Source organism: Streptomyces sp. YPW6 (assembly GCF_018866325.1).
Taxonomy (GTDB): Bacteria; Actinomycetota; Actinomycetes; order Streptomycetales; family Streptomycetaceae; genus Streptomyces.
Map to the genome: position 1 here is coordinate 1,656,099 of NZ_CP076457.1, position 26,159 is coordinate 1,682,257.

Here is a 26,159-nt window from a genome sequence, read left to right on the forward strand (position 1 = left end):
AGAACGTGTGCGGGGGCGATGGCGGGAGGCGGTGGCGACTGTCGGCCGCTCCTTTGCTGCCGTACGGTCTCTGCGGATGAGAGAAACACCTCGGCCCCGGGAAACCGTGGCCGACTCCGGGCAGGGGCTTCCCCAGCACCGTCCGGAGCATGCGCTCGCGCATGCCGGAGCCGACGGCTCCGGGGCTCCTCACCGATCGGACGGCCGCCCGCCCCACACCCCCCGGGGCGCGCGGCGAACCGATCCCGCCGGCCATCCCGGAACAACCCCCCCTGTTCCCGGGTGGCCGGCCCCCCTCTCTCCCCGATACGTCTCCGGCGTGCTCGGTCTGCTCGCGGTCCTCTTCGCGCTGATCACCTGGCAGGTCGCCGTCGGGGGGCCGCTGCTGCGGCTCGACGAACGGGTCGGGGCAAAGCTGTTCGAGCGCGGTCCGGCCGGGCTGACCCAGGTCTTCTCCGACCTCGGCGGGATGCCGGTGGCGCTCGCGGTGCTGACCTGCGCGGTCGCGTACGCCCTGTGGCGCCGTGCGCTGCGGCTCGCCGTGTACGCGGCCCTCACCATGGCGGCGGTGCCCGCGCTGGTGATCCCGCTGAAGGTGGCCACCGCCCGGCAGGGGCCGCTGACCGAGGCCGTCAACTACTACCCGTCCGGCCATACGGCGACGGCGGCCGTGGCCTACGGGGCCACGGCCCTGGTGCTGCTGGCGCTGCCCCGCCCGGTGTGGCTGCGGGGGGCTTCGTGGCCCCGGGCGTGGATGATGCCCGTCGCCGCGATCTCGTTGACCACGGCGACGGGCATCGGTCTGGTGCTGCACGGCTACCACTGGCCGCTGGACGTGCTGGCCAGCTGGTGCCTGGGGCCGTTGGTGCTGGCGCCCCTGGGGTGGTTCAGCTGCCGAAGTAAGCGTCGAAGTTCCGGCTGAACTCCCTGTTGTTGAAGCGGTCCCAGTTGATCGACCAGGTCATCAGTCCGCGCAGGTCGGACCAGGTCCCATGGGTCTGGTAGGAGCCGCAGCCGGTCTTCTTGATCAGGCAGTCGAGCGCCTTGTTGACCTCGGCCGGGGTGGTGTGGCCGTTGCCCGCCTGGGGAGAGGCCGGGAGTCCGATGGCGACCTGGTCGGGGCGCAGGCCCGGGAAGACCTTGGTCGTGTCGCCCGCCACCGGGAAGCCCGCGAGCAGCATGTCGGTCATCGCGATGTGGAAGTCCGCGCCGCCCATGGTGTGGTACTGGTTGTCGAGACCCATGATCGGGCCCGAGTTGTAGTCCTGGACGTGCAGCAGGGTCAGGTCGTCGCGCAGGGCGTGGATGACCGGGAGATACGCGCCGGCGCGCGGGTCCTGGCCGCCCCAGGGGCCCGAGCCGTAGAACTGGTAGCCGAGCTGGACGAAGAAGGTCTCCGGCGCCATCGTGAGGACGAAGCCGGAGCCGTACTTCGCCTTGAGGGACTTCACGGCGGAGATCAGGTTCACGATCACCGGTGAGGTCGGGTTGCGGAAGTCGGTGTCTCCCGTGTTGAGGGAGAGCGAGTGGCCTTCGAAGTCGATGTCGAGGCCGTCGAGACCGTAGGTGTCGATGATCTTGGAGACCGAGGTGACGAAGGCGTCGCGGGCGGCGGTGGAGGCGAGCTGCACCTGTCCGTTCTGGCCGCCGATCGAGATCAGCACCTTCTTGCCCGCGGCCTGCTTGGCCTTGATCGCGGCCTTGAACTCCGCCTCGGACTCGACGTTCGGGCACTCGGCGACCGGGCAGAGCGAGAAGCGGATGTCGCCGGAGGTGACGGAGGTGGGCTCACCGAAGGCGAGGTTGATGACGTCCCAGGAGTCGGGCACGTCCGCCATCCGGGTGTAGCCGGAGCCGTTGGCGAAGCTGGAGTGCAGGTAGCCGACGAGCGCGCGGGCGGGGAGGCCGGTGTCGCCGCCCCCTCCGCCCGCCGTGGTGGTCGCCGTGACCGCCGCCGACTTCGCGGACTCGCCGGCCGCGTTGGCGGCGGTGACCTGGAAGCTGTACGCGGTCGAGGGCGACAGGCCGGTCACGGTGGCGGAGGGACCGGTGGCCGTGGCCACCTTCGTACCGCCGCGGTAGACGTGGTAGCCGCTCGCGCCGGACACGGCGTTCCAGGACAGCGCGACGGAGGACGAGGTGATCGCGGTGGCCCTCAGGCCCGCGGGGACGGCCGGGATCACCACGGGGTCGCCGCCGGGGCCGACGAGGGTGAGGTCGTCCACGTAGTGGGCGGGGGTGCCGTACCAGCCGTGGGTGTACACGCTCACCGAGGTGGTGGAGGGGCCGGTGGTGAACGTGGTGGTGAGCTGCTTCCACGCTCCGGGGGACTGGGTCCAGGTGGAGACGTCGGTGGTGCCGGTCCCGGTGGCTCCGAGGTAGACGTAGCTGCCCTGCACCCAGGCGCTCAAGGTGTACGAGGAGTTGGGCTTGACCGTGATGGTCTGGGAGCACTTGGCGTTGTCGCTGCCCGCCGGGGTGGCCTTCAGCGCCTTGGCGCCGCCGTGCACCGGGGTGGAGACGACCGCCCCGCTGGCGGCCGTACAGCTCCAGCCGTCGAGCCCCGACTCGAAGCCGCCGTTGCGGGCCAGGTCCACGTCCGCCGCGCCGGCCGCCGGCGCCGTGGCGACCAGGGCGCCGGCGGCGAGCACGGCGGCCGTGGCGGCGGCCAGAAGTCCGGAAAGTCTGACGGTTGGTCCGGTGCGTTCCACAACAGCCTCCGCGCAGGGGGAAGTCGGCGAGTGACGTGCGCACAACATGGTCCAGACCAATGAGGTTGTCAAGACCTCTGGCAGCGCCCCTCAGCCCTCCGGACGGCGGCGCGCCCCGCGGGCGCCGCCGGCCGCGGCGCCCGCCGCCTCGTGCAGGGCGAGTTCGAGGAGCGCCGCGTCGGTGAGGGTCCCCGAGCCGTCCGGCGGGATGAGCCAGCGCACTCCCCCGGTGGCGCGCCCCGGATACGGCACGACGATCCAGGTGCCCCGGCCGCAGCCCCTGACCCCCGTGCCGATCCAGCGGGAGACGGTCCCCGGCGGGACGAAGAAGCCCATGCGGGACTCCCCGAAGTCGGCGAGGACGGGACCCGGGCGGTCGATGAGGCGGGTGAGGACGTCGAGCGTCGGATGGCCCAGTCGGGCCGGGAGGATGAGGACGTCCCAGCGCCTGCCGGCGGGGAGGAGCGCGACGCCCTGGGGGTTGCGCTCCCATTCCCACCGGCAGGCCCCGGGGTCCGGTGCCACCGATGTGAGCCACTCGATCGCGGCTTTCGTTTCCGGTCCCGTCATGACCAGCCTCCCGTTGACGTGGACACCGGCGGGGTTCCGCCGGTGCGTACACGTGCGAGAGCGCGTTCGGCCGCGACTATGACGCGGGTTCGGGCTACCAGTTGGTAGTGAAGTGGGTCACACCGCTGGACGGCGTGTCAGCTGTCGAAGCCGAGGCCCAGCTTGTCCATGGTCTTCAGCCACAGATTGCGGTGGCCGCCGTTGCTGTCGGCGCGGGCCAGGGACCGCTTGGTGATCTCGATCCCGGCCCAGGCGAAGGGCTCCGGCGGGAAGGGCATCGGCTTGGAGCGGACCATCTCCAGACGGGTCCGTCCGGTCTCCTCGCCCGAGAGCAGATCGAGCATCACATCGGCCCCGAAACGGGTCGAGCCGACGCCGAGACCGGTGTATCCGGCGGCGTAGGCGACCCGCCCCTGATGCGCCGTCCCGAAGAATGCCGTGAAGCGGGAACAGGTGTCGATCGCACCGCCCCAGGCGTGCGAGAAATTCAGCCCGGAAAGCTGCGGGAAGCACGTGAAGAACTGCTCCGCCAGTTTCAGGAACGTCTCCGGACGCTGGTCGAGATCGGCGCTGAGCCGGCCTCCGTACGGATAGATCGCGTCGTATCCGCCCCACAGGATCCGGTTGTCCGCGGAAAGCCGGAAGTAGTGGAACTGGTTGGCGCTGTCGCCGAGCCCCTGGCGGCCCTTCCAGCCGATGGATTCCAGCTGCTCGGCGCTGAGCGGTTCGGTCATCAGCGCGTAGTCGTAGACCGGCACGGTGTAGGGCCGGACGCGCTTGACGAGCGAGGGGAAGATGTTGGTGCCGAGCGCGACGTGGCGGGCGAAGACGCGGCCGTACGGGGTGCGGACCGCCATTCCCGCCCCCGAGCGGACGAGATCGAGGCCGCGGGTGTGCTCGTAGATCCGCACGCCCAGATCCCGGCAGGCCCGCTTCAGACCCCAGGCGAGCTTCGCCGGGTGCAGCATCGCGACACCGCGCCGGTCCCAGAGGCCGCCGAGGAAGGTGGGCGAGTCCACCTCGGCGCGCAGGGCGTCGCGGTCCAGGAAGTCGACGCCGGTGATACCGAGCTTCACGATCTCCTCGTGCCATTCCCGCAGCTCTTCGAGCTGGTGGGGCTCGGTGGCGACGTCGATCTCGCCGGTCCGCTCGAACTCGCAGTCGATGCCGTAGCGGGCGACGGCTTCCTCGATGGCGTCGAGGTTCCGCGCGCCCAGCTCCTCCAGCTCGGCGATCTCGCCGGGCCAGCGTTCCACGCCGTTGGCCAGCCCGTGGGTGAGGGAGGCGGCGCAGAAGCCGCCGTTGCGGCCCGAGGCGGCCCAGCCCACCTCGTGCCCCTCGATGAGGACGACGTCCCGCCGCGGATCGCGCTCCTTGGCGATGAGCGCGGTCCACAGTCCGCTGTAGCCGCCGCCGACGACCAGGAGGTCGGTGTGCTCGTCGCCCGTGAGGGCGGGGAGCGCGGCGGGCCTGGCCGGGTCGTCGAGCCAGTAGGAGACCGGCTTGGCGCCGGAAAGGGAGGATGCAGCAGTACGCATGGCAGCTGGGGCCATGGTTTCCAACTCCTTCAGGAATTTCCGTGTCGAGCGCTGCTCTTGCGGCGGCTCGCGATGAGCTGGCCGACAAGAACCATCAGTACCGCGAGGACGAACATGGCGGTGCCGATGACGTTGATCTGTACGGGCGTACCGCGCTGTGCCGATCCCCAGACGAACATGGGGAAGGTGACGGTGGAGCCCGCGTTGAAATTCGTGATGATGAAATCGTCGAACGAGAGCGCGAAAGCGAGCAGCGCTCCCGCCGCGATGCCCGGGGCGGCGATGGGAAGGGTCACCCGTACGAAGGTCTGCACGGGGCCCGCGTACAGGTCGCGGGCGGCTTCCTCCAGTCTCGGGTCCATCGACATCACGCGCGCCTTGACGGCGGTCACCACGAAGCTGAGGCAGAACATGATGTGGGCGATCAGCACGGTCCAGAAGCCGAGCTTGGCGCCCATGTTCAGGAAGAGGGTGAGCAGGGAGGCGGCCATGACGACCTCGGGCATCGCCATCGGCAGGAAGATCAGCGAGTTGATCGCGCCGCGCGCCCGGAAGCGGTAGCGGACCAGGGCGAAGGCGATCATCGTGCCGAGCGCGGTCGCCCCGAGCGTCGCCCAGAAGGCGATCTGGAGCGAGAGGGAGAGCGAGCCGCACATGTCGGCGACGCCGCAGGGGTCCTTCCAGGCGTCCAGCGAGAACTCCCGCCAGGCGTAGTTGAAGCGTCCCTTCGGCTTGTTGAAGGAGAACACCATCACGACGATGTTCGGAAGGATCATGTACGCGAGGGTCAGCAGACCCGCGATGACGACCAGGTTCCGGCGTATCCAGCGCAGTACGGGCATCAGACCAGGTCCTCCGTCCCGGAGCGGCGGATGTAGAAGGTGACCATCAGCAGGACGATCGCCATGAGGATGAACGAGAGCGCGGCGGCCGTGGGATAGTCCAGGACCCGCAGGAACTGGCTCTGGATCACGCTGCCGACCATCTTGGTGTCGGTGGAGCCCAGCAGTTCGGCGTTGACGTAGTCGCCGCTGGCCGGGATGAAGGTCAGCAGGGTGCCGGAGACCACGCCGGGCATGGAGAGCGGGAACGTCACCTTGCGGAAGGTGGTGGCGGGGGTGGCGTAGAGGTCGCCCGCCGCCTCGTGCAGCCGGCCGTCGATCCGCTCCAGCGAGGTGTAGAGCGGCAGGATCATGAACGGCAGGAAGTTGTACGTCAGACCGCAGACGACGGCCATCGGCGTGGCGAGCACCCGGTTGGACTCGGTCCAGCCGAGCCAGCTGGTGACGTCCAGGACGTGCAGGGTGTTGAGGACGTCCACGACCGCACCGCCGTCGGCGAGGATCGTCTTCCACGCCAACGTACGGATGAGGAAGCTGGTGAAGAACGGGGCGATGACCAGCACCAGGACGAGGTTGCGCCAGCGCCCCGCCTTGAACGCGATGAAGTAGGCGAGCGGGTAGCCCAGCAGCAGGCACAGGATCGTGGCGGTGCCCGCGTAGAGCAGGGACCGGAGGAACTGCGGGTAGTACTCGCGCAGCGCGTCCACGTACGTCTGGAAGTGCCAGGTGACCTGGAAGCCCTCCTCCAGCGAGCCGGTCTGTACGGAGGTGGAGGCCTGGTAGACGAGCGGCAGCGCGAAGAAGACGAGCAGCCAGAGGATGCCGGGGAGCAGCAGCCAGTAGGGGACGAGCCGTTTGCGGGTGGAAGGCTTGCGGAGCACCGGCTCCCGCGGTTCGGAAGGGGGCGCGGGCGGCGCCTGGGTGACGCTCACGCCGCGTCCTCCACGCTCTCCACGCCCGCGTCGATGTCCTGGGCGGCGTCGAGTCCGAAGGTGTGGGCGGGGTTCCAGTGCAGGACGACCTCGGCGCCGGGGACCAGGCGCGTGTCGCGTTCGACGTTCTGCTCGTACACCTGGAGCGCGGTGCCGGCCGGGCTCTCGACCACGTACTGGGTGGAGACGCCGATGAAGCTGGAGTCGGTGATGCGGCCGGTGACCCGGTTGCGGCCGGCGGCGACGGAGTCGGCGTCGTCCGCGTGGGCCAGGGATATCTTCTCCGGCCGGATACCGAGGAGGAGACGGCCGCCGGCGGTGGTGGAGGAGGCCGAGCAGCGCTCGCGGGGCACCGTGAGCTTTCCGCCGCCCGCGGCCACCACCAGGTCGTCGCCGGTGGAGACGATCTCGCCCCCGATGAGGTTGGAGGTGCCGAGGAAGTTGGCGACGAACGTGGTGCGCGGGTTCTCGTAGAGGTCGGCGGGGGCGCCGAGCTGCTCGACCCGGCCGGCGTTCATCACCGCGACGGTGTCGGCCATGGTCATGGCCTCCTCCTGGTCGTGGGTGACGTGCACGAAGGTGATGCCGACCTCGGTCTGGATCCGCTTCAGCTCCAGCTGCATCTGGCGGCGCAGTTTGAGGTCGAGGGCGCCGAGCGGTTCGTCGAGCAGCAGGACCTGCGGGTGGTTGATGAGGGCGCGGGCGACGGCGACGCGCTGCTGCTGGCCGCCGGAGAGCTGGTGGGGCTTGCGGCGGGCGAAGTCGCCCAGCTGGACCAGCTCCAGCATCTCGTCGACCTGCTTCTTCACGGACTTGATGCCGCGCCGCCGCAGCCCGAAGGCGACGTTCTCGGTGATGTCGAGGTGCGGGAAGAGCGCATAGCTCTGGAAGACGGTGTTGACGGGCCGCTTGTACGGGGGCAGGTCGGTGATGTCCTTGTTCCCGAGGAAGACCGTGCCGGTGGTGGCCTCCTCCAGGCCGGCGATCATCCGCAGGGTGGTGGTCTTGCCGCAGCCGGACGCGCCGAGCAGGGCGAAGAAGGAGCCCTGGGGAACGGTCAGGTCGAGCGGGTGCACGGCGGTGAAGGAGCCGTAGGTCTTGCTGATCCCGGCGAGGCGGACATCGCCGCCTGCGGTCTGCTGCTGTGTCATGGGTCGCGGTCCCAGTGTGTTCGGGGGGAGTTCGGAGAGGGCGGGGCCGGTGGGGTGCCGGTGGCCGCCGGGTCAGGCGCCGATGAGCTTGGCGAACTTCTCTTCGTACGCCGTCTCTTCCTCGGTGGTCAGGGACCGGAAGGAGCGGGACTTCGCCGCCATGTCCTTGTCGGGGAGGATCAGCGTGTTGGAGGCCATCGACGCGTCGATCTTCGCCAGTTCCTCGCGTACGCCGTCGACCGGGCACACGTAGTTGATGTACGCGGCGAGCTGGGCGGCGACCGGCGGCTCGTAGTAGTAGTCGATGAGCTTCTCGGCGTTGGTCTTGTGCCGGGCCTGCGCGGGGACCAGGAGGTTGTCGCTGGAGGTGATGTATCCGGCGGCCGGGATCGCGAACCTGATGTCCGGGTTGTCGGCCTGGAGCTGGATGATGTCGCCGGCCCAGCCGACGCAGGCGGCGATGTCGCCCTTGCTGAGGTCGGCGGTGTAGTCGTTGCCGGTGAAGCGGCGGATCTGCTTCTTGTCGACGGCCTTCTGGAGCCGGCCGATCGCGCCGTCGAAGTCGGCGTCGGTGAACTTCCCCGGGTCCTTGCCCTGGTCGAGCAGGGTCATGCCGACGGAGTCGCGCATCTCGGAGAGGAAGGAGACGCGGCCCTTGAGCTTCGGGTCGTCGAGGAGCTGGGTGACGGAGTCGACCTTGCGGCCGCCGGTCGCCTTGATGTTGTACGCGATGACCGTGGGGATGCCGGTCCAGGGGTAGGAGTAGGCGCGGCCCGGGTCCCAGTCGGGGGTGCGGAACTGGGCGGACACGTTGGCGAAGGCGTGCGGGAGGTTCGAGGGGTCGAGCTTCTGCGCCCAGCCGAGCCGGATGATGCGGGCGGCGAGCCAGTCGGTGACGCATATGAGATCGCGTCCGGTGTTCTGACCGGCCGCGAGCTGCGGTTTGATCTTCCCGAAGAACTCGACGTTGTCGTTGATGTCCTCGGTGTACTTGACCTTGATCCCGGTGCGCTCGGTGAACGCCCGGAGGGTGGGGCGGCTCTTCTCGTCCTCGCTGACGTCCATGTACTCGGTCCAGTTGGAGAAGTTGAGCGTCTTCTCCCGGTCCGAGTGGTCGTCGGACGCCGTACCGGTGTCGGCGCGCTGGGCGGGCGGGATGCCGCACGCGCCGAGGGTGGCCGCCCCGCCCAGGGCGAGGGCGCCCATGCCGGAGGCTCGCAGCAGGGAACGGCGGGTGAGGGCGCCCCTGCCGCTGGTCAGGGACCGCCTCATGGCCGCCAGTTGGACCGGCGTGAGGCGCTCGGGCTCGTAACTCTCCATACGCTGATTGCCCTTTCGGGTGGGAGGCCGCGGGGGCCCGCCGTGGTCATGGTCGGGCCCCGGGGTGCGGCAGCTGCTATCGGTCCCCGAAGATCGTGCGGTGCCAGTCCTTGCGGGCGACCGCGGTGTTGTCGTACATGACGTGCTTGACCTGCGTGTACTCCTCGAAGGAGTACGCCGACATGTCCTTGCCGAAGCCGCTGGCCTTGTATCCGCCGTGCGGCATCTCGGAGAGGATCGGGATGTGGTCGTTCACCCACACACAGCCCGCCTGGATCTCGCGGGTGGCGCGGTTCGCGCGGTACAGGTCGCGGGTCCAGGCGGACGCGGCCAGTCCGTACGGGGTGTCGTTGGCGAGGGCGATGCCCTCGTCGTCGGTGTCGAAGGGGAGGACGACCAGGACCGGGCCGAAGATCTCCGACTGGACGACCTCGCTGTCCTGGGCGGCGTCCGTGATGAGGGTCGGCCGGTAGTACGCTCCGTCGGCGAGGTCGCCGCCCGGGGCCTCGCCGCCGGTGACGACCCGGGCGTAGCCGCGGGCCCGCTCGACGAAGGCGGCCACGCGGTCGCGCTGGGCGTGGCTGATGAGCGGGCCGAGATCGGTGGCGGCGTCGAAGGGGTCGCCGAGCCGGACGGTCTCCATGAGCGCGGCCACGTCCCGGACGAAGGCGTCGTGGAGCGGGCGCTGGACGTAGGCGCGGGTGGCGGCGGTGCAGTCCTGGCCGGTGTTGATGAGGGCACCGGCGACCGCGCCGTGGACGGCGGCCTCCAGGTCGGCGTCGTCGAAGACCACGAAGGGGGCCTTGCCGCCGAGCTCCAGGTGGAGGCGCTTGACGGTGGCGGTGGCGATCTCGGCGACCCGCTTGCCGACGGCGGTGGAGCCGGTGAAGGAGGTCATCACGACGTCGGGGTGGCCGACGAGGTGCTCGCCGGCGTCCTTGCCCGCGCCGGTGACGATGTTGATGACCCCGTCGGGGATGCCGGCCTCGGTGGCCGCCTGGGCGAACATCAGCGAGGTGAGCGGGGTGAGTTCGGCGGGCTTGAGGACGATGGTGTTGCCCGCGGCGACGGCCGGGAGGATCTTCCAGGCGGCCATCTGGAGCGGGTAGTTCCAGGGGGCGATGGAGCCGACGACGCCGATCGCCTCGCGGCGTACGTAGGAGGTGTGGTCCCCGTCGTACTCGGCGGCGGCCTTGCCCTCCAGGTGACGGGCCGCGCCCGCGAAGAAGGCGGCGTTGTCGACGGTGCCGGGCACGTCGAACTCGGTGGAGAGCTTGACCGGCTTGCCGCACTGGAGGGATTCGGCGTACGCGAAGTCGTCGGCCTGCTCGGCGAGGACGGCGGCGAACCGGTGCAGGGCGTCGGACCGCTCGCGGGGGGTGGCGCCGGACCAGCCGGGGAAGGCGGCGCGGGCGGCGGCGACGGCCGCGTCCACGTCCTCGGCGCCCGCGAGCTCGTAGCGGAGCACGCTCTCGCCGGTCGCGGGGTTCACGATGTCGTGGTGGCGGCCGGACGTGCCGGGGAGCAGCTTGCCGCCGATGTACTGCGCACCTTCCGCGAAGCGGTCCTGCACCTGGAAGCCGTTGCTCATGACGCTCTCCTCCGCCGCTGTACCCGCTGGGCGGGGTCGGCGTAGCTTCTTCGTGAATTGAGTGCCGATCCTGACAGAGCGGTTCACGCCCAACAAGTGATTCCGTTGTTGCCTTTTGGTTACGCGACGGAATCTGTCGACCATGTGTCGTGTCGGTGCGGAAATCCCCGTACGGAGTGTCAGTGGCGGATGCCACACTCACATGCATGGGACCGATGGATGAGCTTCTGGAGGACGTGGCGCGGGGCAAGCGGGTGAAGTATCTGCCGTTCTGGGGGCACCGTCCGCGCCCGGACGGGCGGCCGGGTCCGAGTTGCCTGAGCCAGTGGTGGCCGTCGCCGTTCACGGTGGACGGGGTGGTGTACGCGAGCGCCGAGCACTGGATGATGGCCGGGAAGGCGCGGCTCTTCGGCGATCCCGAGGGCGAGGCGGCGGCCGTGGCGGCGAGGAGTCCGGGGGCGGCGAAGAAGGCGGGGCGGCTGGTGCGCGGCTTCGACGAGGACGTGTGGATACGGGAGCGGTTCGCCCTGGTGGTGGCGGGCAGCGTGCACAAGTTCGGGCAGGACCCTGAGCTGGCCGGCTATCTGCTGTCGACCGGGGACCGGGTGCTGGTGGAGGCGTCGCCGGTGGACCGGATCTGGGGCGTCGGACTCACGGCGGACGACGCGCGGACGGAGCGGCCGCGGGAGTGGCGGGGGCTGAATCTGCTGGGCTTCGCGCTGATGGAGGCCCGGGAGAGGCTGCGGGCGGGCGCCACCGGGTGAGGCGGGGTTCACCTGCCACGGCGACCGGCCGGGCGGGGAGCGGTCCCTGCCCGGCCGGTCGTCGGAGCGTTCGGCGCGAGGTCCGCTAGCGGCGGTCCTCGACGACCAGCGACGTGGCGAACGGGTCGTCGTATTCGCTGTCGTAGATCCCGTCCTCGTCGCTCTCGGCGGTCGTGGCGGCCCAGATGATCAAGCCGAGGATCGCGGCGCCGACGACGATGCCGACGGAGCCGAGGATGACCCCGGCGAGCGCCATGCCCCGGTTGGTGGCCTCGCCGCGCTTGGCCCGGCCGAGGCCGATGATGCCGAAGATCAGCGCGAGGATACCGAGGATGATGTTGAGCCCGTAGAGGCAGAAGCCGACCACGGAGATGATGCCGATCACCATGGCGGCCGTGCCCAGACCGTTGTTGGGCGCCGGGCCCCAGGCGGCCGGCCCGGCACCGTAGGCGCCGTAGCCCGGGTATCCGCCGTACGGCTGCGCGGGCGGTGCCGGGTAGCCGTAGTGCGCGGCGGGCGGCGGGCCCGCGTGGCCGGGGCCGTTCGGGCCGACCGGCGGCGGTGGTATCTCCGAGGGCGCCGGACCGAAGCCTCCGGCCCCGGGTATCGGACCGGTGCTCTCCCCCGGTCCGGCGCTCGGCATCGACGTCACGGTCGGCTGGTCGTGGACCGCGGGCGGTGTGGGTGCGGCGGGCGGCGGCGTCTGCGCACCCTGCTTGCCCAGGTCCACCCTGGTGCTGTCCGGCGGTGCCCACGGATCGCGCGGCGCGGCCCCGCCCCCGGGCTGCTCTGTGTTGTCTGACATGGGCCTCCCCCATCGTGGTCCCGTCATGCTACGGCCAGGCCCGACGGGCCAGGACGCCGCCTGCGATGATCGGTGCGGCCGGCCCGCCCGGCCGATGTCACACCGAACCGGGAGATTTCCGATGACCGATCCGCACCCCTTCATCGCCGGGCTGCCCAAGGCCGAGCTCCATGTCCACCACGTCGGGTCTGCCTCGCCCCGGATCGTCGCGGAGCTGGCCGCCCGCCACCCGGACTCCGAGGTCCCCACGGACCCGGAGGCGCTGGCCGACTACTTCACCTTCACCGACTTCGCGCACTTCATCGAGGTCTATCTCTCCGTGGTGGACCTGGTCCGCACCCCGGAGGACGTCCGGCTGCTCACCTTCGAGGTGGCGCGGGACATGGCCCGGCAGAACATCCGGTACGCGGAGCTGACCGTGACCCCGTTCAGCTCGACCAGCCGGGGCATCCCCGAGGCCGGGTTCATGGAGGCCATCGAGGACGCCCGCAGGGCCGCCGAGGCCGAGCTGGGCGTGGTCCTGCGCTGGTGCTTCGACATCCCGGGCGAGGCCGGGCTCCGGTCGGCGGAGGAGACCGTCCGGCTCGCGGTGGAGCACCGGCCCGACGGGCTGGTCTCCTTCGGTCTCGGCGGGCCCGAGATCGGGGTGGACCGCCCGCAGTTCAAGCCCTACTTCGACCGGGCCATCGCCGAGGGCCTGCACTCGGTGCCGCACGCCGGGGAGACCACCGGGCCGCAGACGATCTGGGACGCGCTGACCGCGCTGCGCGCCGAGCGCATCGGGCACGGCACCAGCTCCGTGCAGGACCCGAAGCTGCTGGAGCATCTGGCCGAGCACCGGATCGCCCTGGAGGTCTGCCCGACGTCGAACATCGCCACCCGCGCGGTCACCGACATCGAGCTGCACCCGATCCGGGAGATGGTCCGGGCCGGGGTGCTGGTGACCGTCAACAGCGACGACCCGCCGATGTTCGGCACCGACCTCAACAACGAGTACGCGGTGGCCGCGCGGCTGCTGGAGCTGGACGAGCGCGGCATCGCGGACCTCGCGAAGAACGCCGTGGAGGCCTCGTTCCTGGACCCGGCGGGCAAGCGGAAGCTGGCCGAGGAGATCGACACGTACACGGCGAACTGGCTCCGGGCGCCCGCCGGCTGACCCCGGTCGTCACAATGGCCTCATGGCCGACACCGTCTCCCGCGTCACCGCCGTGGCCCACCGCGGCGATCCCTACCTCGCCCGCGAGAACACGCTGCCCTCGATCCGCTCCGCCCTCGAACGGGGGGCGGACGCGGTCGAGATCGACGTACGCGTGACCCGCGACGGGGTGCCCGTCCTGCTGCACGACGCGACGCTGGAGCGGCTGTGGGGCCACGACCGGCGGCTGGAGGGGATCGACCACGCGGAGCTGAAGGAGCTGACCGGCGGCGGGGTGCCCACGCTCCGCGAGGCGCTGCTCGCCACCGGGGCACACCGGGTGATGGTGGACCTGCCCGGCTCGACGGACGCCTCGGTGAGGAAGATCGTGGGAACGGTCCGCGAGTGCGGGGCGGGCGAGCGGGCGTACTACTGCGCGAGCTCGGACGCGATGCTGCGGGTGCGCGCCGCCGACCCGTCCGCCGAGATCGCCCTGACCTGGACCACACTGGCCCCGCCGCGCCCGGAGCTGCTGGCCGCGGTGAAGCCGCGCTGGCTGAACTACCGCTTCGGGCTGATCAGCCGCGAACTGACGGACCGGGCGCACCGGGACGGGCTGCTCGTCTCCGCGTGGACGGCCGACACGAAGCGCACGATGCGCCGGCTGATCGACCGGGGCGTCGACTCGATCACCACCAACCGGATCGACACCCTCCGCCGCCTGCTGGCCAACTCGCCCGGTCCCGGAGCCTCGTGACCGGGCCGGACGGTCGAGCGGGAGCGCTCAGGGCACCACGCCCGCAGGCACACCGCAGGCCCCGGGCACCCGCCCGCAGGCACACCGGTGGCCCCGGGCACCCGCCCACAGGGACACCGCAGGCCCCGGGCACCCGCCCGCAGGCACACCGGTGGACTCGGGCCCGCCCGCAGGCACACACCGCAGGCCCCGGGCACCCGCCCGCAGGGACACCGGAGGCTCAGGCAGCCGCCGTCGAGGGCGCCGGGTCCGCCGCGGCCGCCCGTTCCAGGACCTCCAGCCGCTTGATCATGCGGCGGACGATCAGCAGCGGGATGACGCCGAAGACCCCGAACGACATGTCGATCACGCTCCACCAGAACGGGATGCCCCGGATCGGGCCGCAGATCAGGGCGAGCGGGATGATCCCCGCGCAGGCGATCATGCCGAACTCGATGACCCAGATGTTGCGGACCGGGTCGCGGTAGGGCCCGTAGAAGGCGACCGCGATCACCAGGTGGGCGAAGGCCAGCCAGTCAGTGCCGTACAGCATGAAGGGCTGCTCGCGGTCGATGGTGTCGAGCCCTTCCCGGACCCGGGTGATCCACTCCATCAGACCGGGGAAGTGCTCGGGGACCGGGGAGGCGGAGGCGCTCAGCAGATCCTCGGCCCAGCGGAGTTCGGTGACGAGCGGGAAGGCCGTGAGCCCGCTCAGCACCAGACAGACGATGAAGAAGACCAGCCACCTGCGTATCCCCCGTGTGAGGGCCTGTCTCTCGCTCATGTCCGCAGCGTACGCCCGTGTTTACCGCCCCTTTACGGCACCCCTGTTACCGCTTCACAAGCCGACGATGCCGTTCCACTTCCTGGCGAAGTCCACCCGCTCCTCGGAGGTGATGTCGCGGGCGATGGCGAGCCGTTCGCGCATCGCACCGTCGGGGAAGATCAGGGGGTCCTCGGCGAGTGCCGCCGTTTCCTCGTCCTTGGAGGAGGCGAGGACGTCACGGGCGGCGGGGACCGGGCAGACGTAGTTGACCCAGGTGGCCAGCTCCGCGGCGACCTCGGGATCGTAGTAGTGGTCCACCAGACGTTCCGCGTTGCGCTTGTGGCGGGCGAGGTTGGGGATCATCAGGGACTCGGCCCACAGTTCGGCGCCCTCCTCGGGGACGACGAACTCGATGTCCGGGTTGTCGGCCTGGAGCTGGATGACGTCGCCGGAGTACGCCTGGCAGGCGAGCACGTCGCCGGTGGACAGGTCCTTGATGTAGTCGTTGCCGGTGAAGCGGCGGATGTGCTTCGAGCGGACCCGCCGTTCGGTCTGCTCGCAGATCTCGTGGAAGTCGTCGGCCGTCCAGCGGGTGATGTCGACGCCGTTGCCCTGCATCAGCAGCGCGAACGACTCGTCGAGCCCGGAGAGCAGGGTGACCCGGCCGCGCAGGTCGTCCGCCCACAGGTCGCCCGTGGACCGGATCTCGCGGCCGAGCTTCTTGCGGTTGTAGGCGATGCCGGTGATCCCGGACTGCCACGGGACGCTGTGGCGGCGCCCCTCGTCGAAGGCGGGGTCGCGCAGTTGGGGGTCGAGGTACGTGGCGACGTTGGGCTGCTTGGCCCGGTCCATCTCCTGGACCCAGCCGAGCCGGACGAAGCGCGCGGCCATCCAGTCGCTGATGACGATCAGGTCCCGGCCGGTCTGCTGGTGGTTCATCAGGGCGGGGCTGATCTTCCCGAAGAACTCGTCGTTGTCGTTGATCTCCTCGGTGTACGTGACGGAGATCCCCGTCCGCTCCGAGAAGGCGTCCAGGGTGGGCCGCTTCGACTCGTCCTCGTCGTCGGTGTCGATGTACAGCGGCCAGTTGGCGAAGTGCAGGGTGCGGTCGGTGGCCGAGAGGTCGCGTCCGGCACGGTCGGCCGGCTCGACGAAGGCCGGGGGCACCCCGCAGCCGGCCAGGGCGGCGCCGGCGGCTCCCGCCCCGAGGGCGCGCAGCAGGGACCGGCGGGACATGGGGTTGTTCCTGATCGCTCGCACCCGCGCAGAATGCCGGTCGGCGGACGCGCGGGCAATGGACCAAGCGTCCAGCGGGACGGTCCCGCCCCGCACACCTTGTCCAGGCACGCGTACGGCCCCGGGCCGGAGCCCGGGGCCGTGGGTTCGCGGCGGCGATCCGCGGATCAGTCCTCGATGGACGTCATCACGTGCTTGATGCGGGTGTAGTCCTCGAAGCCGTACGCGGAGAGGTCCTTGCCGTAGCCGGACTTCTTGAATCCGCCGTGCGGCATCTCGGCGACCAGCGGGATGTGGGTGTTGATCCACACGCAGCCGAAGTCGAGGTTCTTGGACATGCGCATGGCGCGGGCGTGGTTCTGGGTCCAGACCGAGGAGGCGAGCGCGTACTCGACGCCGTTGGCGTACGTGACGGCCTGGTCCTCGTCGGTGAAGGACTGGACGGTGATGACGGGGCCGAAGACCTCGTTCTGGATGATCTCGTCGTCCTGCTTCAGGCCGGAGACGACGGTCGGGGCGTAGAAGTACCCCTGGTCGCCGACCCGGTGGCCGCCCGCCTCGACCTTGGCGTGGGCGGGGAGCCGCTCGATGAAGCCGCTGACCTGCTTCAGCTGGTTGGCGTTGTTGAGCGGGCCGTACGCCACGTCCTCGTCGTCCGGCTGCCCGGTCTTCGTGTCGGCGGCGGCCTTGGCGAGCGCGGTGACGAACGCGTCGTGGATGGACTCGTGGACCAGGACGCGGGTGGCGGCCGTGCAGTCCTGCCCGGCGTTGAAGAAGCCCGCCTCGGAGACGCCCGAGACCGTCTTGGCGATGTCGGCGTCCTCGAAGACCACGACGGGCGCCTTGCCACCGAGCTCCAGGTGGACGCGCTTGACGTCCTTGGCGGCGGACTCGGCGACCTGCATGCCGGCCCGTACCGAACCGGTGATGGAGGCCATCGCCGGGGTCGGGTGCTCGACCATGGCACGGCCGGTGTCGCGGTCGCCGCACAGGACGTTGAAGACGCCCTTGGGGAGGATCTGCCCGATGATCTCGGCCATGAGGACCGTCGACGCCGGGGTGGTGTCGGACGGCTTGATGACGACCGTGTTGCCCGCGGCGAGCGCCGGGGCGAACTTCCACACGGCCATCATCATCGGGTAGTTCCACGGCGCGACCTGCGCGCAGACGCCGACCGGCTCGCGGCGGATGATGGAGGTCAGGCCCTCCATGTACTCGCCGGCCGAGCGGCCCTCCAGGAGCCGGGCGGCCCCCGCGAAGAAGCGGATCTGGTCCACCATCGGCGGGATCTCTTCGCTGCGGGTGAGGCCGATCGGCTTGCCGGTGTTCTCCGACTCGGCGGCGATCAGGTCCTCGGCCCGCTCCTCGAAGGCGTCCGCGATCTTCAGCAGGGCCTTCTGGCGCTCGGCGGGCGTGGTGTCGCGCCAGGCGGGGAAGGCCGCCGCTGCGGCCTCCATGGCGGCATCGACGTCGGCCTGGCCCGAGAGCGGCGAGGTTGCGTAGACCTCTTCCGTCACCGGGCTGACCACATCGATGGTCCGCCCGTCCGCGGCGTCCCGGAACTCTCCGTTGATGTAGTTGCGCAGACGGCGCACCTCGGTGGTCACAACCACCCCTCCTGTCGGCTGTCCGATGGGTGAGACATCCACCCTAATCGCTTCGGCAACGCTTTCGACATACCCAACCGCCCCCAACTTCGGATTCAGTCGACTCTGAGCACTCACTCAACGAATTTCATCGATCTGGGGTTGCGAGACAGACGAGGAGCGGTGCATGGTGGGTACGTGGCCAGTCGCAGCGCAGACTCCAGGACAGGGAACGGATCACCGCCGGCGGTCGATGCCGTGTCCCTCGCAATCATCGAGCAGCTCCAGGAGGACGGACGGCGTCCGTACGCCGCGATCGGCAAGGCCGTCGGCCTCTCCGAAGCGGCTGTGCGCCAGCGCGTCCAGAAGCTGCTCGACCAGGGCGTGATGCAGATCGTCGCCGTCACGGACCCGCTCACCGTGGGATTCCGGCGGCAGGCGATGGTCGGCGTCAATGTCGAGGGCGACCTCGATCCGGTGGCCGAAGCCCTGTCGGCCATGGCCGAGTGCGAGTACGTGGTGATGACCGCGGGCTCCTTCGACCTGATGGTGGAGGTCGTCTGCGAGGACGACGACCACCTGCTGGAGACGATCAACAAACGCATCCGGACCCTTCCCGGCGTGCGCTCCACCGAGAGCTTCGTCTACCTGAAGCTCAAGAAGCAGACCTATATGTGGGGAACCCGATAGCCGTGAGCAAGGACCTCAGCCGAACCGCGTACGACCACCTGTGGATGCACTTCACCCGCATGTCGGACTACGAGAACGCGCCCGTTCCCACCATCGTGCGTGGCGAGGGAACGTACATCTTCGACGACAAGGGCAAGCGCTACCTGGACGGCCTCTCCGGCCTGTTCGTGGTCAACGCCGGTCACGGTCGTCACGAGCTCGCCGAGACGGCGTACAAGCAGGGCCAGGAGCTCGCCTTCTTCCCGGTGTGGTCCTACGCCCACCCGAAGGCCGTCGAGCTGGCCGAGCGGCTCGCCGACTACGCCCCGGGCGACCTCAACAAGGTCTTCTTCACCACCGGCGGCGGTGAGGCCGTGGAGACCGCCTGGAAGCTGGCCAAGCAGTACTTCAAGCTCCAGGGCAAGCCGACCAAGTACAAGGTCATCTCGCGGGCCGTCGCCTACCACGGCACCCCGCAGGGCGCCCTGTCCATCACCGGCCTCCCGGCCCTGAAGGCCCCCTTCGAGCCGCTGGTCCCCGGCGCGCACAAGGTGCCCAACACCAACATCTACCGCGCCCCGATCCACGGTGACGACCCGGAGGCCTTCGGCCGCTGGGCCGCCGACCAGATCGAGCAGCAGATCCTCTTCGAAGGCCCGGAGACCGTCGCGGCCGTCTTCCTGGAGCCCGTGCAGAACGCGGGCGGCTGCTTCCCGCCGCCGCCCGGCTACTTCCAGCGGGTCCGCGAGATCTGCGACCAGTACGACGTGCTGCTCGTCTCCGACGAGGTCATCTGCGCCTTCGGCCGGCTCGGCACGATCTTCGCCTGCGACAAGTTCGGCTACGTACCGGACATGATCACCTGCGCGAAGGGCATGACCTCGGGCTACTCCCCGATCGGCGCCTGCATCGTCTCGGACCGGATCGCGGAGCCGTTCTACCGGGGCGGCAACACCTTCCTGCACGGCTACACCTTCGGCGGCCACCCGGTCTCCGCGGCCGTGGGCGTCGCCAACCTCGACATCTTCGAGCGCGAGAACCTCAACCAGCACGTCCTCGACAACGAGAACGCCTTCCTGACCACGCTCCAGAAGCTGCACGACCTGCCGATCGTCGGCGACGTCCGCGGCAACGGGTACTTCTACGGCATCGAGCTGGTGAAGGACAAGGCCACCAAGGAGACGTTCACCGACGAGGAGACCGAGCGCGTCCTGTACGGCTTCCTCTCCAAGGCGCTGTTCGAGAACGGTCTCTACTGCCGGGCCGACGACCGCGGCGACCCGGTCATCCAGCTCGCCCCGCCGCTGATCTCCGACCAGTCCACGTTCGACGAGATCGAGGGCGTTCTGCGCACCGTCCTCACGGAGGCCTGGGCCAAGCTCTGACCGGCACCAGGTTCCCCGGCCGACAGCCGCCCAGCGGTCATTTCATCGGTCCACGCGGCCCGGATACGGCCCTTCGAGTGAGAAGGGGGTATCCGGGCCGCGTGCCGTGCTCCCGGACCGGTCCGACTATCTACGGTGCCCAGTGACCGATCGGCCGCGTCTTCGTTCCCCCGTACGGGGGAACGGGAAATCTGACCTGAACCGAGGTGTACGCCATGGTGGCCCCGCCGGACAACGACGTGATCTGGGCGCGTTCACTGCACCACTCCCACAACGGATCGCCCGGTCTCGGCGGGGTCTCCATCGGCGTCCGGGACGCGGAGATCCTGGCCGTGACCGGCCCGCGCGGCAGCGGCAAGACGACGCTGCTGCACTGCCTCTCGGGCCGGCTCGTGCCGCAGGAGGGGGAGGTCTGGTTCAACAGCGTTCCCGTCCACACCATGGCCCCGCGGATCCGCGAACAGCTGCGCCGGGAGCGCTTCGGCTGGATCGCCTCCGATCCCGGGCTGGTCCCGGAGCTGACCGTCTGGGAGAACACCGCGCTGCCCCTGCTGCTGCGCGGTGTCTCGCACCGGGCCGCCAGGAAGGCCGCCACCGAGTGGCTGGAGCGCCTGGACATCGCGGCGTTCGCCAGGAAGCGTCCACACACCCTCCTCCAGGCGCAGCGCCAGCGGATCTCCGTGGCCCGCGCCCTGTGCGGCGCACCGACCGTCATCTTCGCCGACGAGCCCACCGCGACCCTGCACCGCGCGGACCGTGCCCAGGTGCTGCGCACCTTCACCACGGCGGCCCGCTCGCACGGCATCACCGTGGTGCTGGCCACCCATGACGCGGAGGTCGCAGCGCTCGCCGACCGGACCGTCCCCCTGCTCGACGGCCGCTGCGTCGCCACCGTCACCCTGCCGTCGAAACCGGAAGCGGAGGGCCGCGCGGCGTGCTCGCTCTCCGTCTAGCCCGCGGTTCCCATCCCCTCGTCCTGATCCGGCGGCTGCTGGTGGCCGCCGCGTCGGCCGGCGTCGGGTTCCTCCTCCTCAGCGCGCTCGGCTACGCCGCCGCGCATCCCGCGTCCGCCGGTTCGGTGCTCCGGCTGCTGTGGTGTTTCGTCCCGCTGGCCGCCACCGTGCAGTTCGCCGTCGCGGTGGCCCGGACCGACCCGAGCACCCGGCCCCGGCCGGGCCTGTCCTCCCTGGGCCTCGGTCCGATCCGGCTGTCCGCGCTGGCCGCGGTCTCCACGGCCGTCTCGACCCTGCTCGGCTCGGCGGTGGCGCTGCTCTTCTTCCTGCATCTGCGCGGCGATCTGACCGGGATGCCGTTCGACGGGGGCGCGGCGGAGTTCCTCGGCGCGGGCACTAAGCTGCCGCTCGCCGCTGCCCTCGTGCTGCTGGCGCTCGTGCCGGTGGCCGCGTCGACGGCGAGCGCCCTGGCGCTGCGGTCGCGGCCCGACCCGGCGCGGGACACCTTCGGCTCCGAGGAACTGCCCGAGCCCGCACCGGCCCCGGCCGGGCTGCCCTGGGGCGTGGCCCTGACGGCGGCAGGACTCGCGGTCGAGGCGATCGCCTCACGGGGGACGGCGGGGAACGCGTTCCCGCTGCCCGGCCGGTTCGACTCCACCCCGGTCGCGGTGCTGATCGGATGGACACTGACCGCGGTCGGCCTGGCGATGGCCGGACCGAGCCTGACCTATCTGTGCGGCCGGGCGTTGCAGGCGGTGCGTCCCGGGGCCGTACGGCTGCTGGCCGGCCGGGTCCTGATGGACGAGGCGCGCCGGATCGGCCGCCCGCTCGGCGTGGTGTGCGCGGCGCTGTCCGCGGTGGTCGCCGCCGCGGCGCTGTACGGGGGCGACGAGCGCCCGTACGGTCCGCTCACGGCTCTCGGGGCGGTGCTGGTCCTCGGCTGCACGACGGCCACCCTGCTGACCTCCGCGCTGGAGGCCAAGCACGCCCGCGCCCACACGGCGCAGGCGCTGCTCAGGATGGGCGCTCCGGCGGCCGTGCTGCGCCGGGCGACGCTGCTGCGGGCGGGTGCTCTGCTGGCCCTGTTCGCCCCGCTGACCTGGGTGATCGCGCAGCTCGCGGCGCTTCCGCTGGCGTAGGGGACCCGGGTCAGGGGTGGGTGGCGAGGTGGTCGGCGAGGGCGTCGAAGAAGGCCTCCCAGCCGTCCTCGGCCGCCGCGTACTGCTCGGGGGTGAGGTTCCCGCCGCGCTGCTGGAAGGCCAGTTCGGTCCGGCCTCCCCCGAGGTCGCTGAAGGTGACGGTCACGGTCTCGCCCTCGGCGTCCTCGGGGGCGGAGCCGTCCTTCAGCGTGAAGACCAGCCCGTCGGGTTCGCTCACCTCGCGGTAGATCCCGCGGAACGGCATCTCGACCCCCGGCATCACGATCACCAGGCTCCACGAACCCCCCGGCCGTACGTCCATCGCCACCCGCTCCAGGGGGACGTCCGCCTCGCCCCCGTACCAGGCGGCGAAGTCCTCGGGTGACGTCCAGGCGGCGAAGACCCGCTGCTGCGGGGCGTCGAGGACGCGGGTGAGGTCGATGCCCTCGCGGGTGCCTCCGGTCATGGTCATGGTCCTTCTCGCTGTCGTACGGCGTACGGGTACGGGGGCCGGACCTCCAGCTTGCCGGGCCGGGGGCGCGCTGTCGCGGCGTACGGTGTCCGCTCCCACGTTCCGGAGTGCGGGCGTCCGCGACGAGGGCGCTGGCGTCCGCCGTCTCCGGGGGCGGCGGGCCGGTACGGGTTCCGAGCGCCGGGGCCGTCATCGCCTGGACGAGGCCGCGATGCCGCCCCGATGCGGCACGGCGGGAATTGCCGGTCACCCCGAGGGTGCGGCGGCGGGTCATCGGGGCGCCGACTCCCGTACGCGGCGGAACAGGACCTGGCCGGGTCCTTCCCGGGCCGCCGCCCACGCCACGAGGACCAGTGGGTACACCAGATAGCCGAACCGGCTCGCGGGCATGAACGCGGTGGCCAGGAGCAGCCCGAGCGCGAGCCTCACCGCCGCGTCGGCCGCCGTCGCCGGGGGCCGGACGAGGAGGGAGAGGGCGAGGAGGAGGGCGCCGGCTCCGAGCAGCAGGAGGGCCAGGGTGCGGCCGCCGGGGACGTGGGTGGCCAGCAGGTGGCCGGGGAACGGACTGGCGGCGGACGAGACCGCGTCGGTCAGCCCGAGCGGGAAGTCCACGACATGAGCCCGGAAGGCGCCCGGGTCCCGCAGCGCGGCGGGCAGGACGAGGACGGCTGCCGTGAGCAGGGCGACGAGCCCGCAGCGCGAGGCGGCACGACCGGCCTGCCGGCCCCCGGACCGAATCACCCCACAGCCCGCCTCCCGGCCCCCGGACCGAACCACCTCACCACCCGCCTCCCGGCCGTCGGACCGGACCACCGCACCACCGGCCTCCCGGCCCCCGGACCGAACCGCCCCACAGCCCGCCTCCCGGCCCCCGGACCGAACCACCTCACCACCGGCCTCCCGGCCATCGGACCGGACCACCGCACCACCCGCCGCACGCCCACCGGATCGGGAGGACGCCGTCATCAGGGCCAGGACCACCGGAATCGCGGGCCAGGCCGTCCACTTGAGGGCGGCGGCCGCGCCGAGCGTCAACCCGGCCGCGCCCGCTCGTCCCCGTCCGGCCAGCGCGAGGCCGAGGCACATCAGCCCGGCCACCGGCAGATCGACACCCCCGACCGCGAGCGGCAACGCGACCAGCGGGCAGGCGGCGATCCACCGCAGCGGCGCGCTCCGGGACCCCGCCGGAAGGGCCGGGGCGAGTGCGCCGAGGAACGCCGCGCCCATCCACAGCCGTGGGTCGGTGAGCGGCCCCGGCCCGGCCAGGGCCTCCGGCAGACCGAAGACGGACATGCCCGGGAGGTACGGGTTGAAGTCGCCCGGCACCCACGGCCGGTGGAGGTACGGCGTCCCCTCGGCGAGCAGCAGCGCCGCCGACCGTGCGACCACCCGCACCTCCAACTGCGCCCGGTCCACGGCGAGAAGCCAGAGCAGCGGCAGCGCCACCGCCCCGGCGAGGGCGACCGTCTCTGCCGTACGGGAGCTTCGCCCGCGTGCCGCGATCAGGGCCGCCGCCAGGTAGCCGAACGCGGCGGCGGCTCCCCAGACACGGTGCGGGCCGAGCGAGGAGCAGACAGCGAGCCCCAGGGCCGCGGCCGCGCACAAGGCCCACCACAGGACTCCACCGAGCTGCGGTGGCGGCTCGCGGTGCTGGTCAGGAGGGGTGAGGGAGGTGGTCGTCGCCATGGATGCGAGGCTAGGAACGGGGCGTTCACGGATCGTCACACCACCCTCCGGTCCTCGGGGTCAACCCGTGGCATGACCCGCCGCTCCGCGTTCCACCCCCGCTCCGATGCGCCCGGCCGGGGCGGTGACGAAGAATCTCCGTATGACGCGCACCATCACGCCGGACCGTCCGGCCACCGGCCCCGGGGCCCCGCCGACCGACCGCACCCTGCGGCGACGGCTGCGGCACTGGACGGCGGCGCCCACCTACGCCTGGCTCACCGCGGCGGGGCTGACGCTCTTCGCGGTCGTGGAGCTGGCCCTCGTACCGGCTTCGGCGGTCACGGCGTTCGGGGTGGTGCTCTGCACGGCGTCACTGGCGCTGCGGGCGGCCTGGCCCGCCGTCGGGTTCCTGACCGTGGGCGCGGCCCTGCTGAGTTTCGGGACCGACGGCAACATGGCGTACGCGACCCTCGCGGGGGCCCTGATCGGCTGCTACACCCTGGGGCGGCACCGGGTGCAGCATCCGGCGGTCCTCGTGCCGGCCGGTTCGCTGGCGTCGCTGACGGTCAACCTGGTGCACATCGACCGGTGGGCCCGGGACGGCTCCCCCGGGCTGCCCGCGCTCCAGGGCGCCGACCGGTTCAGTCCGGGTCTGTACGCCGAGACGCTGGTGCTGACGGTGATGATCCTGGGCGCGGTGAGCGCGGGGGACGCGGTGCGGGCGCGCGAGGAGACCCGGCACACCCGGGCGGCCGCCCAGTCCCGGCTGCTGGACATGGAGCGGCGGCAGGCAGCCGAGGCGGAACGGGCCGCGATAGCGAGGGAGCTGCACGACATGATCGCCCACTCGGTCTCGGTGATCGCGGTCCGGGCCGAGAGCGCCACGTACACGACCCCGGACCTCTCGCCCCCGGCACGGGACGCCTTCCAGGAGATCGCGGGCACCGCACGCTCATCGATGGCCGAACTGCGGCGGCTGCTCGGGGTCTTGCGGTCCGGCGACGACACGGAACGGGCACCGCTCACCGCCCCGCAGCCCTCGCTGGCGGGTCTCGACGCCCTGCTCGACCAGCACCGGGCGGTGGGCGGCGCGGTCGAGCTGCGGACCAGCGGCGAGCGGGTTGCGCTGCCCGCGTCCTGGGAGCTGTCGGCGTACCGGATCGTCCAGGAGGCCCTGACGAACGCCCGGAGGCACGCCCCGGGAACGCACGTGGTCGTGGAACTCCATCACGGGCCGCGCCTGTTGACGGTACGCGTGACCGATGACGGGCCGGGCCCCGATCCGTCCGGCGGCGCCGGGCGGGCGGGGCACGGGCTGGTGGGCATGGCCGAACGGGCCTCCCTGCTCGGCGGAACGCTCACCGCCGGCCGGGGCCCGGCCGGCGGCTTCCTCGTGGAGGCGGAGCTGCCGTGGTGATCCGCGTACTGGTGGCGGACGATCAGGCCGTCGTACGGACGGCGTTCTCCGCTCTGCTGAACACCCAGGAGGACATCGAGGTGGTCGGGGAGGCTCAGGACGGCGAGCAGGCCGTGCTCGGTGCGGCCGAACTCCGGCCCGACGTGGCCCTGCTGGACATCCGGATGCCCCGACTCGGCGGCATCGAGGCGGCGCGCGAGATCGTCGCGGCGTCGAACGGGGCGACCCGGGCGCTGATGCTGACGACGTTCGGCCTGGACGAGTACGTGTACGGCGCCCTCACCGCCGGAGCCAGCGGCTTCCTGCTGAAGGACGCGACCTTTCCCGAACTGCTGCACGCGGTACGGGTGGTGGCGGGCGGCCACGCCCTGCTGGCCCCCGAGATCACCGGGCGGCTCATCGCGGAGTTCACGCGGCAGCGGATCAGCACTCCCCCGCCGCGCTCGGTCGACGGGCTGACCGCGCGCGAGGCCGAGGTCCTCGTCCTGATCGCCCGAGGGCTGTCGAACGCGGACATCGCCGACCGGCTGACCATCACGGACCACACGGTGAAGACCCATATCAACCGGCTGTTCGCGAAGATGGGGCTGCGGGATCGGGCACAGGCGGTGATCCTGGCGTACGAACGGGGCCTGGTGGTGGCGGGCACGCCATCGCCGTGAGCTTCGCGGGGGGGTAGAGCTTCACGGGGGGGGTAGGGCAACGCGACCGCCCTGCCTCTCACCCGGACAACGGGGGCACAACCGCCGCGCCCTCCAGGAGGGCCACGGGGC

Annotated in this window: 24 protein-coding genes; 10 read left to right on the top strand and 14 right to left on the bottom strand. The window is 71.3% G+C overall.

The features are described from left to right. Positions 1–76 precede the first annotated feature (76 nt). Complete coding sequence (locus tag KME66_RS07120; RefSeq protein ID WP_216320238.1) at positions 77–922, top strand: phosphatase PAP2 family protein; 846 nt, start codon at positions 77–79, stop codon at positions 920–922. On the opposite strand, the gene KME66_RS07125 is transcribed toward KME66_RS07120, so the two are convergent. From KME66_RS07125 to KME66_RS07160, 8 genes are all read right to left on the bottom strand, one after another. Then, complete coding sequence (locus KME66_RS07125) at positions 888–2,711, bottom strand: chitinase (RefSeq protein ID WP_216320241.1); 1,824 nt, start codon at positions 2,709–2,711, stop codon at positions 888–890. The two genes, KME66_RS07120 and KME66_RS07125, sit on opposite strands and share 35 nt — an antisense overlap. Before the next feature lie 90 nt (positions 2,712–2,801). Continuing rightward, positions 2,802–3,281, bottom strand: a complete 480-nt coding sequence (locus KME66_RS07130; RefSeq protein WP_216320244.1) for a hypothetical protein — start codon at positions 3,279–3,281, stop codon at positions 2,802–2,804. A 137-nt stretch (positions 3,282–3,418) separates the two neighbouring features. Beyond that, entirely contained in the window at positions 3,419–4,834 is a 1,416-nt protein-coding gene (locus KME66_RS07135) for an FAD-binding oxidoreductase (protein ID WP_216320246.1), read from the bottom strand. A gap of 14 nt (positions 4,835–4,848) precedes the next feature. After that, on the bottom strand, positions 4,849–5,661 hold the full coding sequence (locus KME66_RS07140) for an ABC transporter permease (protein WP_073213752.1): 813 nt from the start codon (positions 5,659–5,661) through the stop codon (positions 4,849–4,851). After that, positions 5,661–6,593: an ABC transporter permease gene (locus KME66_RS07145; RefSeq protein ID WP_216320249.1), complete on the bottom strand. Its 933-nt coding sequence runs from the start codon at positions 6,591–6,593 to the stop codon at positions 5,661–5,663. The genes KME66_RS07140 and KME66_RS07145 overlap by 1 nt, the downstream gene beginning before the upstream one ends. Continuing rightward, the gene (locus KME66_RS07150) at positions 6,590–7,744 is read right to left on the bottom strand and encodes an ABC transporter ATP-binding protein (protein ID WP_073213757.1); all 1,155 of its coding nucleotides are present in this window, start codon (positions 7,742–7,744) and stop codon (positions 6,590–6,592) included. Before KME66_RS07150 ends, KME66_RS07145 begins: the two co-directional genes overlap by 4 nt. A gap of 72 nt (positions 7,745–7,816) precedes the next feature. Further along, positions 7,817–9,064 (bottom strand): PotD/PotF family extracellular solute-binding protein, encoded by a 1,248-nt coding sequence (locus KME66_RS07155; protein WP_216320251.1) that lies wholly within the window; start codon positions 9,062–9,064, stop codon positions 7,817–7,819. Between the two features lie 76 nt (positions 9,065–9,140). Further along, complete coding sequence (locus KME66_RS07160; protein WP_216320254.1) at positions 9,141–10,655, bottom strand: gamma-aminobutyraldehyde dehydrogenase; 1,515 nt, start codon at positions 10,653–10,655, stop codon at positions 9,141–9,143. 206 nt (positions 10,656–10,861) lie between these two features. On the opposite strand from KME66_RS07160, the gene KME66_RS07165 reads away from it, so the two are divergent. Next, a complete protein-coding gene (locus tag KME66_RS07165; RefSeq protein ID WP_216320257.1) occupies positions 10,862–11,419 on the top strand; it encodes an NADAR family protein in 558 nt (185 codons plus the stop codon). A gap of 85 nt (positions 11,420–11,504) precedes the next feature. On the opposite strand, the gene KME66_RS07170 is transcribed toward KME66_RS07165, so the two are convergent. Then, the gene (locus tag KME66_RS07170) at positions 11,505–12,224 is read right to left on the bottom strand and encodes a DUF4190 domain-containing protein (RefSeq protein ID WP_253208252.1); all 720 of its coding nucleotides are present in this window, start codon (positions 12,222–12,224) and stop codon (positions 11,505–11,507) included. Between the two features lie 121 nt (positions 12,225–12,345). Here KME66_RS07170 and KME66_RS07175 point away from each other — a divergent pair, with 121 nt between their 5' ends. Together KME66_RS07175 and KME66_RS07180 are read left to right on the top strand one after the other, a co-directional pair. Continuing rightward, the gene (locus tag KME66_RS07175; RefSeq protein ID WP_216320259.1) at positions 12,346–13,380 is read left to right on the top strand and encodes an adenosine deaminase; all 1,035 of its coding nucleotides are present in this window, start codon (positions 12,346–12,348) and stop codon (positions 13,378–13,380) included. Positions 13,381–13,402: 22 nt separating this feature from the next. Further along, positions 13,403–14,116, top strand: coding sequence for a glycerophosphodiester phosphodiesterase (locus KME66_RS07180; protein WP_216320262.1), 714 nt, complete (start codon positions 13,403–13,405; stop codon positions 14,114–14,116). Positions 14,117–14,336: 220 nt separating this feature from the next. Here KME66_RS07180 and KME66_RS07185 read toward each other — a convergent pair whose 3' ends face one another. The 3 genes from KME66_RS07185 to KME66_RS07195 all read right to left on the bottom strand — a co-directional run bounded on the left by KME66_RS07185 (position 14,337) and on the right by KME66_RS07195 (position 17,704). Next, positions 14,337–14,879 carry a hypothetical protein gene (locus tag KME66_RS07185; protein ID WP_073213780.1) on the bottom strand — a complete coding sequence of 181 codons (543 nt, stop codon included), beginning with the start codon at positions 14,877–14,879 and terminating at the stop codon, positions 14,337–14,339. A gap of 54 nt (positions 14,880–14,933) precedes the next feature. Next, on the bottom strand, positions 14,934–16,097 hold the full coding sequence (locus KME66_RS07190) for a spermidine/putrescine ABC transporter substrate-binding protein (protein WP_073213782.1): 1,164 nt from the start codon (positions 16,095–16,097) through the stop codon (positions 14,934–14,936). A gap of 167 nt (positions 16,098–16,264) precedes the next feature. Next, complete coding sequence (locus KME66_RS07195; protein ID WP_216320264.1) at positions 16,265–17,704, bottom strand: gamma-aminobutyraldehyde dehydrogenase; 1,440 nt, start codon at positions 17,702–17,704, stop codon at positions 16,265–16,267. A gap of 177 nt (positions 17,705–17,881) precedes the next feature. Here KME66_RS07195 and KME66_RS07200 point away from each other — a divergent pair, with 177 nt between their 5' ends. The 4 genes from KME66_RS07200 (at position 17,882) to KME66_RS07215 (ending at position 21,829) form a co-directional block, all read left to right on the top strand. Continuing rightward, on the top strand, positions 17,882–18,373 hold the full coding sequence (locus tag KME66_RS07200) for an Lrp/AsnC family transcriptional regulator (protein ID WP_073213789.1): 492 nt from the start codon (positions 17,882–17,884) through the stop codon (positions 18,371–18,373). Further along, positions 18,358–19,737 carry an aspartate aminotransferase family protein gene (locus tag KME66_RS07205; RefSeq protein WP_073213791.1) on the top strand — a complete coding sequence of 460 codons (1,380 nt, stop codon included), beginning with the start codon at positions 18,358–18,360 and terminating at the stop codon, positions 19,735–19,737. The genes KME66_RS07200 and KME66_RS07205 overlap by 16 nt, the downstream gene beginning before the upstream one ends. A gap of 215 nt (positions 19,738–19,952) precedes the next feature. After that, the gene (locus tag KME66_RS07210; RefSeq protein ID WP_216320266.1) at positions 19,953–20,690 is read left to right on the top strand and encodes an ABC transporter ATP-binding protein; all 738 of its coding nucleotides are present in this window, start codon (positions 19,953–19,955) and stop codon (positions 20,688–20,690) included. Beyond that, on the top strand, positions 20,672–21,829 hold the full coding sequence (locus tag KME66_RS07215; protein WP_216320268.1) for a hypothetical protein: 1,158 nt from the start codon (positions 20,672–20,674) through the stop codon (positions 21,827–21,829). Before KME66_RS07210 ends, KME66_RS07215 begins: the two co-directional genes overlap by 19 nt. A 10-nt stretch (positions 21,830–21,839) precedes the next feature. Here KME66_RS07215 and KME66_RS07220 read toward each other — a convergent pair whose 3' ends face one another. Both KME66_RS07220 and KME66_RS07225 read right to left on the bottom strand, forming a co-directional pair. Continuing rightward, complete coding sequence (locus KME66_RS07220) at positions 21,840–22,295, bottom strand: SRPBCC domain-containing protein (protein ID WP_216320271.1); 456 nt, start codon at positions 22,293–22,295, stop codon at positions 21,840–21,842. 276 nt (positions 22,296–22,571) lie between these two features. Continuing rightward, the gene (locus KME66_RS07225; protein WP_216320273.1) at positions 22,572–23,987 is read right to left on the bottom strand and encodes a hypothetical protein; all 1,416 of its coding nucleotides are present in this window, start codon (positions 23,985–23,987) and stop codon (positions 22,572–22,574) included. A 142-nt stretch (positions 23,988–24,129) separates the two neighbouring features. Between KME66_RS07225 and KME66_RS07230 the strand changes: the two genes are divergently transcribed. Both KME66_RS07230 and KME66_RS07235 read left to right on the top strand, forming a co-directional pair. Further along, a complete protein-coding gene (locus KME66_RS07230; protein ID WP_216320275.1) occupies positions 24,130–25,386 on the top strand; it encodes a sensor histidine kinase in 1,257 nt (418 codons plus the stop codon). Beyond that, positions 25,380–26,048 carry a response regulator transcription factor gene (locus tag KME66_RS07235; protein ID WP_216320277.1) on the top strand — a complete coding sequence of 223 codons (669 nt, stop codon included), beginning with the start codon at positions 25,380–25,382 and terminating at the stop codon, positions 26,046–26,048. The genes KME66_RS07230 and KME66_RS07235 overlap by 7 nt, the downstream gene beginning before the upstream one ends. Positions 26,049–26,159: the final 111 nt, after the last annotated feature.

Excerpts from the sequence above, each read along its gene's own strand:
- KME66_RS07170 (WP_253208252.1), bottom strand. The coding sequence starts at position 12,224 with ATGTCAGACAACACAGAGCAGCCCGGGGGCGGGGCCGCGCCGCGCGAT.
- KME66_RS07210 (WP_216320266.1), top strand. The coding sequence starts at position 19,953 with ATGGTGGCCCCGCCGGACAACGACGTGATCTGGGCGCGTTCACTGCAC.
- KME66_RS07120 (WP_216320238.1), top strand. The coding sequence starts at position 77 with ATGAGAGAAACACCTCGGCCCCGGGAAACCGTGGCCGACTCCGGGCAG.
- KME66_RS07160 (WP_216320254.1), bottom strand. The coding sequence starts at position 10,655 with ATGAGCAACGGCTTCCAGGTGCAGGACCGCTTCGCGGAAGGTGCGCAG.
- KME66_RS07175 (WP_216320259.1), top strand. The coding sequence starts at position 12,346 with ATGACCGATCCGCACCCCTTCATCGCCGGGCTGCCCAAGGCCGAGCTC.
- KME66_RS07180 (WP_216320262.1), top strand. The coding sequence starts at position 13,403 with ATGGCCGACACCGTCTCCCGCGTCACCGCCGTGGCCCACCGCGGCGAT.
- KME66_RS07220 (WP_216320271.1), bottom strand. The coding sequence starts at position 22,295 with ATGACCGGAGGCACCCGCGAGGGCATCGACCTCACCCGCGTCCTCGAC.
- KME66_RS07190 (WP_073213782.1), bottom strand. The coding sequence starts at position 16,097 with ATGTCCCGCCGGTCCCTGCTGCGCGCCCTCGGGGCGGGAGCCGCCGGC.
- KME66_RS07155 (WP_216320251.1), bottom strand. The coding sequence starts at position 9,064 with ATGGAGAGTTACGAGCCCGAGCGCCTCACGCCGGTCCAACTGGCGGCC.
- KME66_RS07165 (WP_216320257.1), top strand. The coding sequence starts at position 10,862 with ATGGGACCGATGGATGAGCTTCTGGAGGACGTGGCGCGGGGCAAGCGG.
- KME66_RS07140 (WP_073213752.1), bottom strand. The coding sequence starts at position 5,661 with ATGCCCGTACTGCGCTGGATACGCCGGAACCTGGTCGTCATCGCGGGT.
- KME66_RS07150 (WP_073213757.1), bottom strand. The coding sequence starts at position 7,744 with ATGACACAGCAGCAGACCGCAGGCGGCGATGTCCGCCTCGCCGGGATC.
- KME66_RS07185 (WP_073213780.1), bottom strand. The coding sequence starts at position 14,879 with ATGAGCGAGAGACAGGCCCTCACACGGGGGATACGCAGGTGGCTGGTC.
- KME66_RS07135 (WP_216320246.1), bottom strand. The coding sequence starts at position 4,834 with ATGGCCCCAGCTGCCATGCGTACTGCTGCATCCTCCCTTTCCGGCGCC.
- KME66_RS07225 (WP_216320273.1), bottom strand. The coding sequence starts at position 23,987 with ATGGCGACGACCACCTCCCTCACCCCTCCTGACCAGCACCGCGAGCCG.
- KME66_RS07230 (WP_216320275.1), top strand. The coding sequence starts at position 24,130 with ATGACGCGCACCATCACGCCGGACCGTCCGGCCACCGGCCCCGGGGCC.
- KME66_RS07130 (WP_216320244.1), bottom strand. The coding sequence starts at position 3,281 with ATGACGGGACCGGAAACGAAAGCCGCGATCGAGTGGCTCACATCGGTG.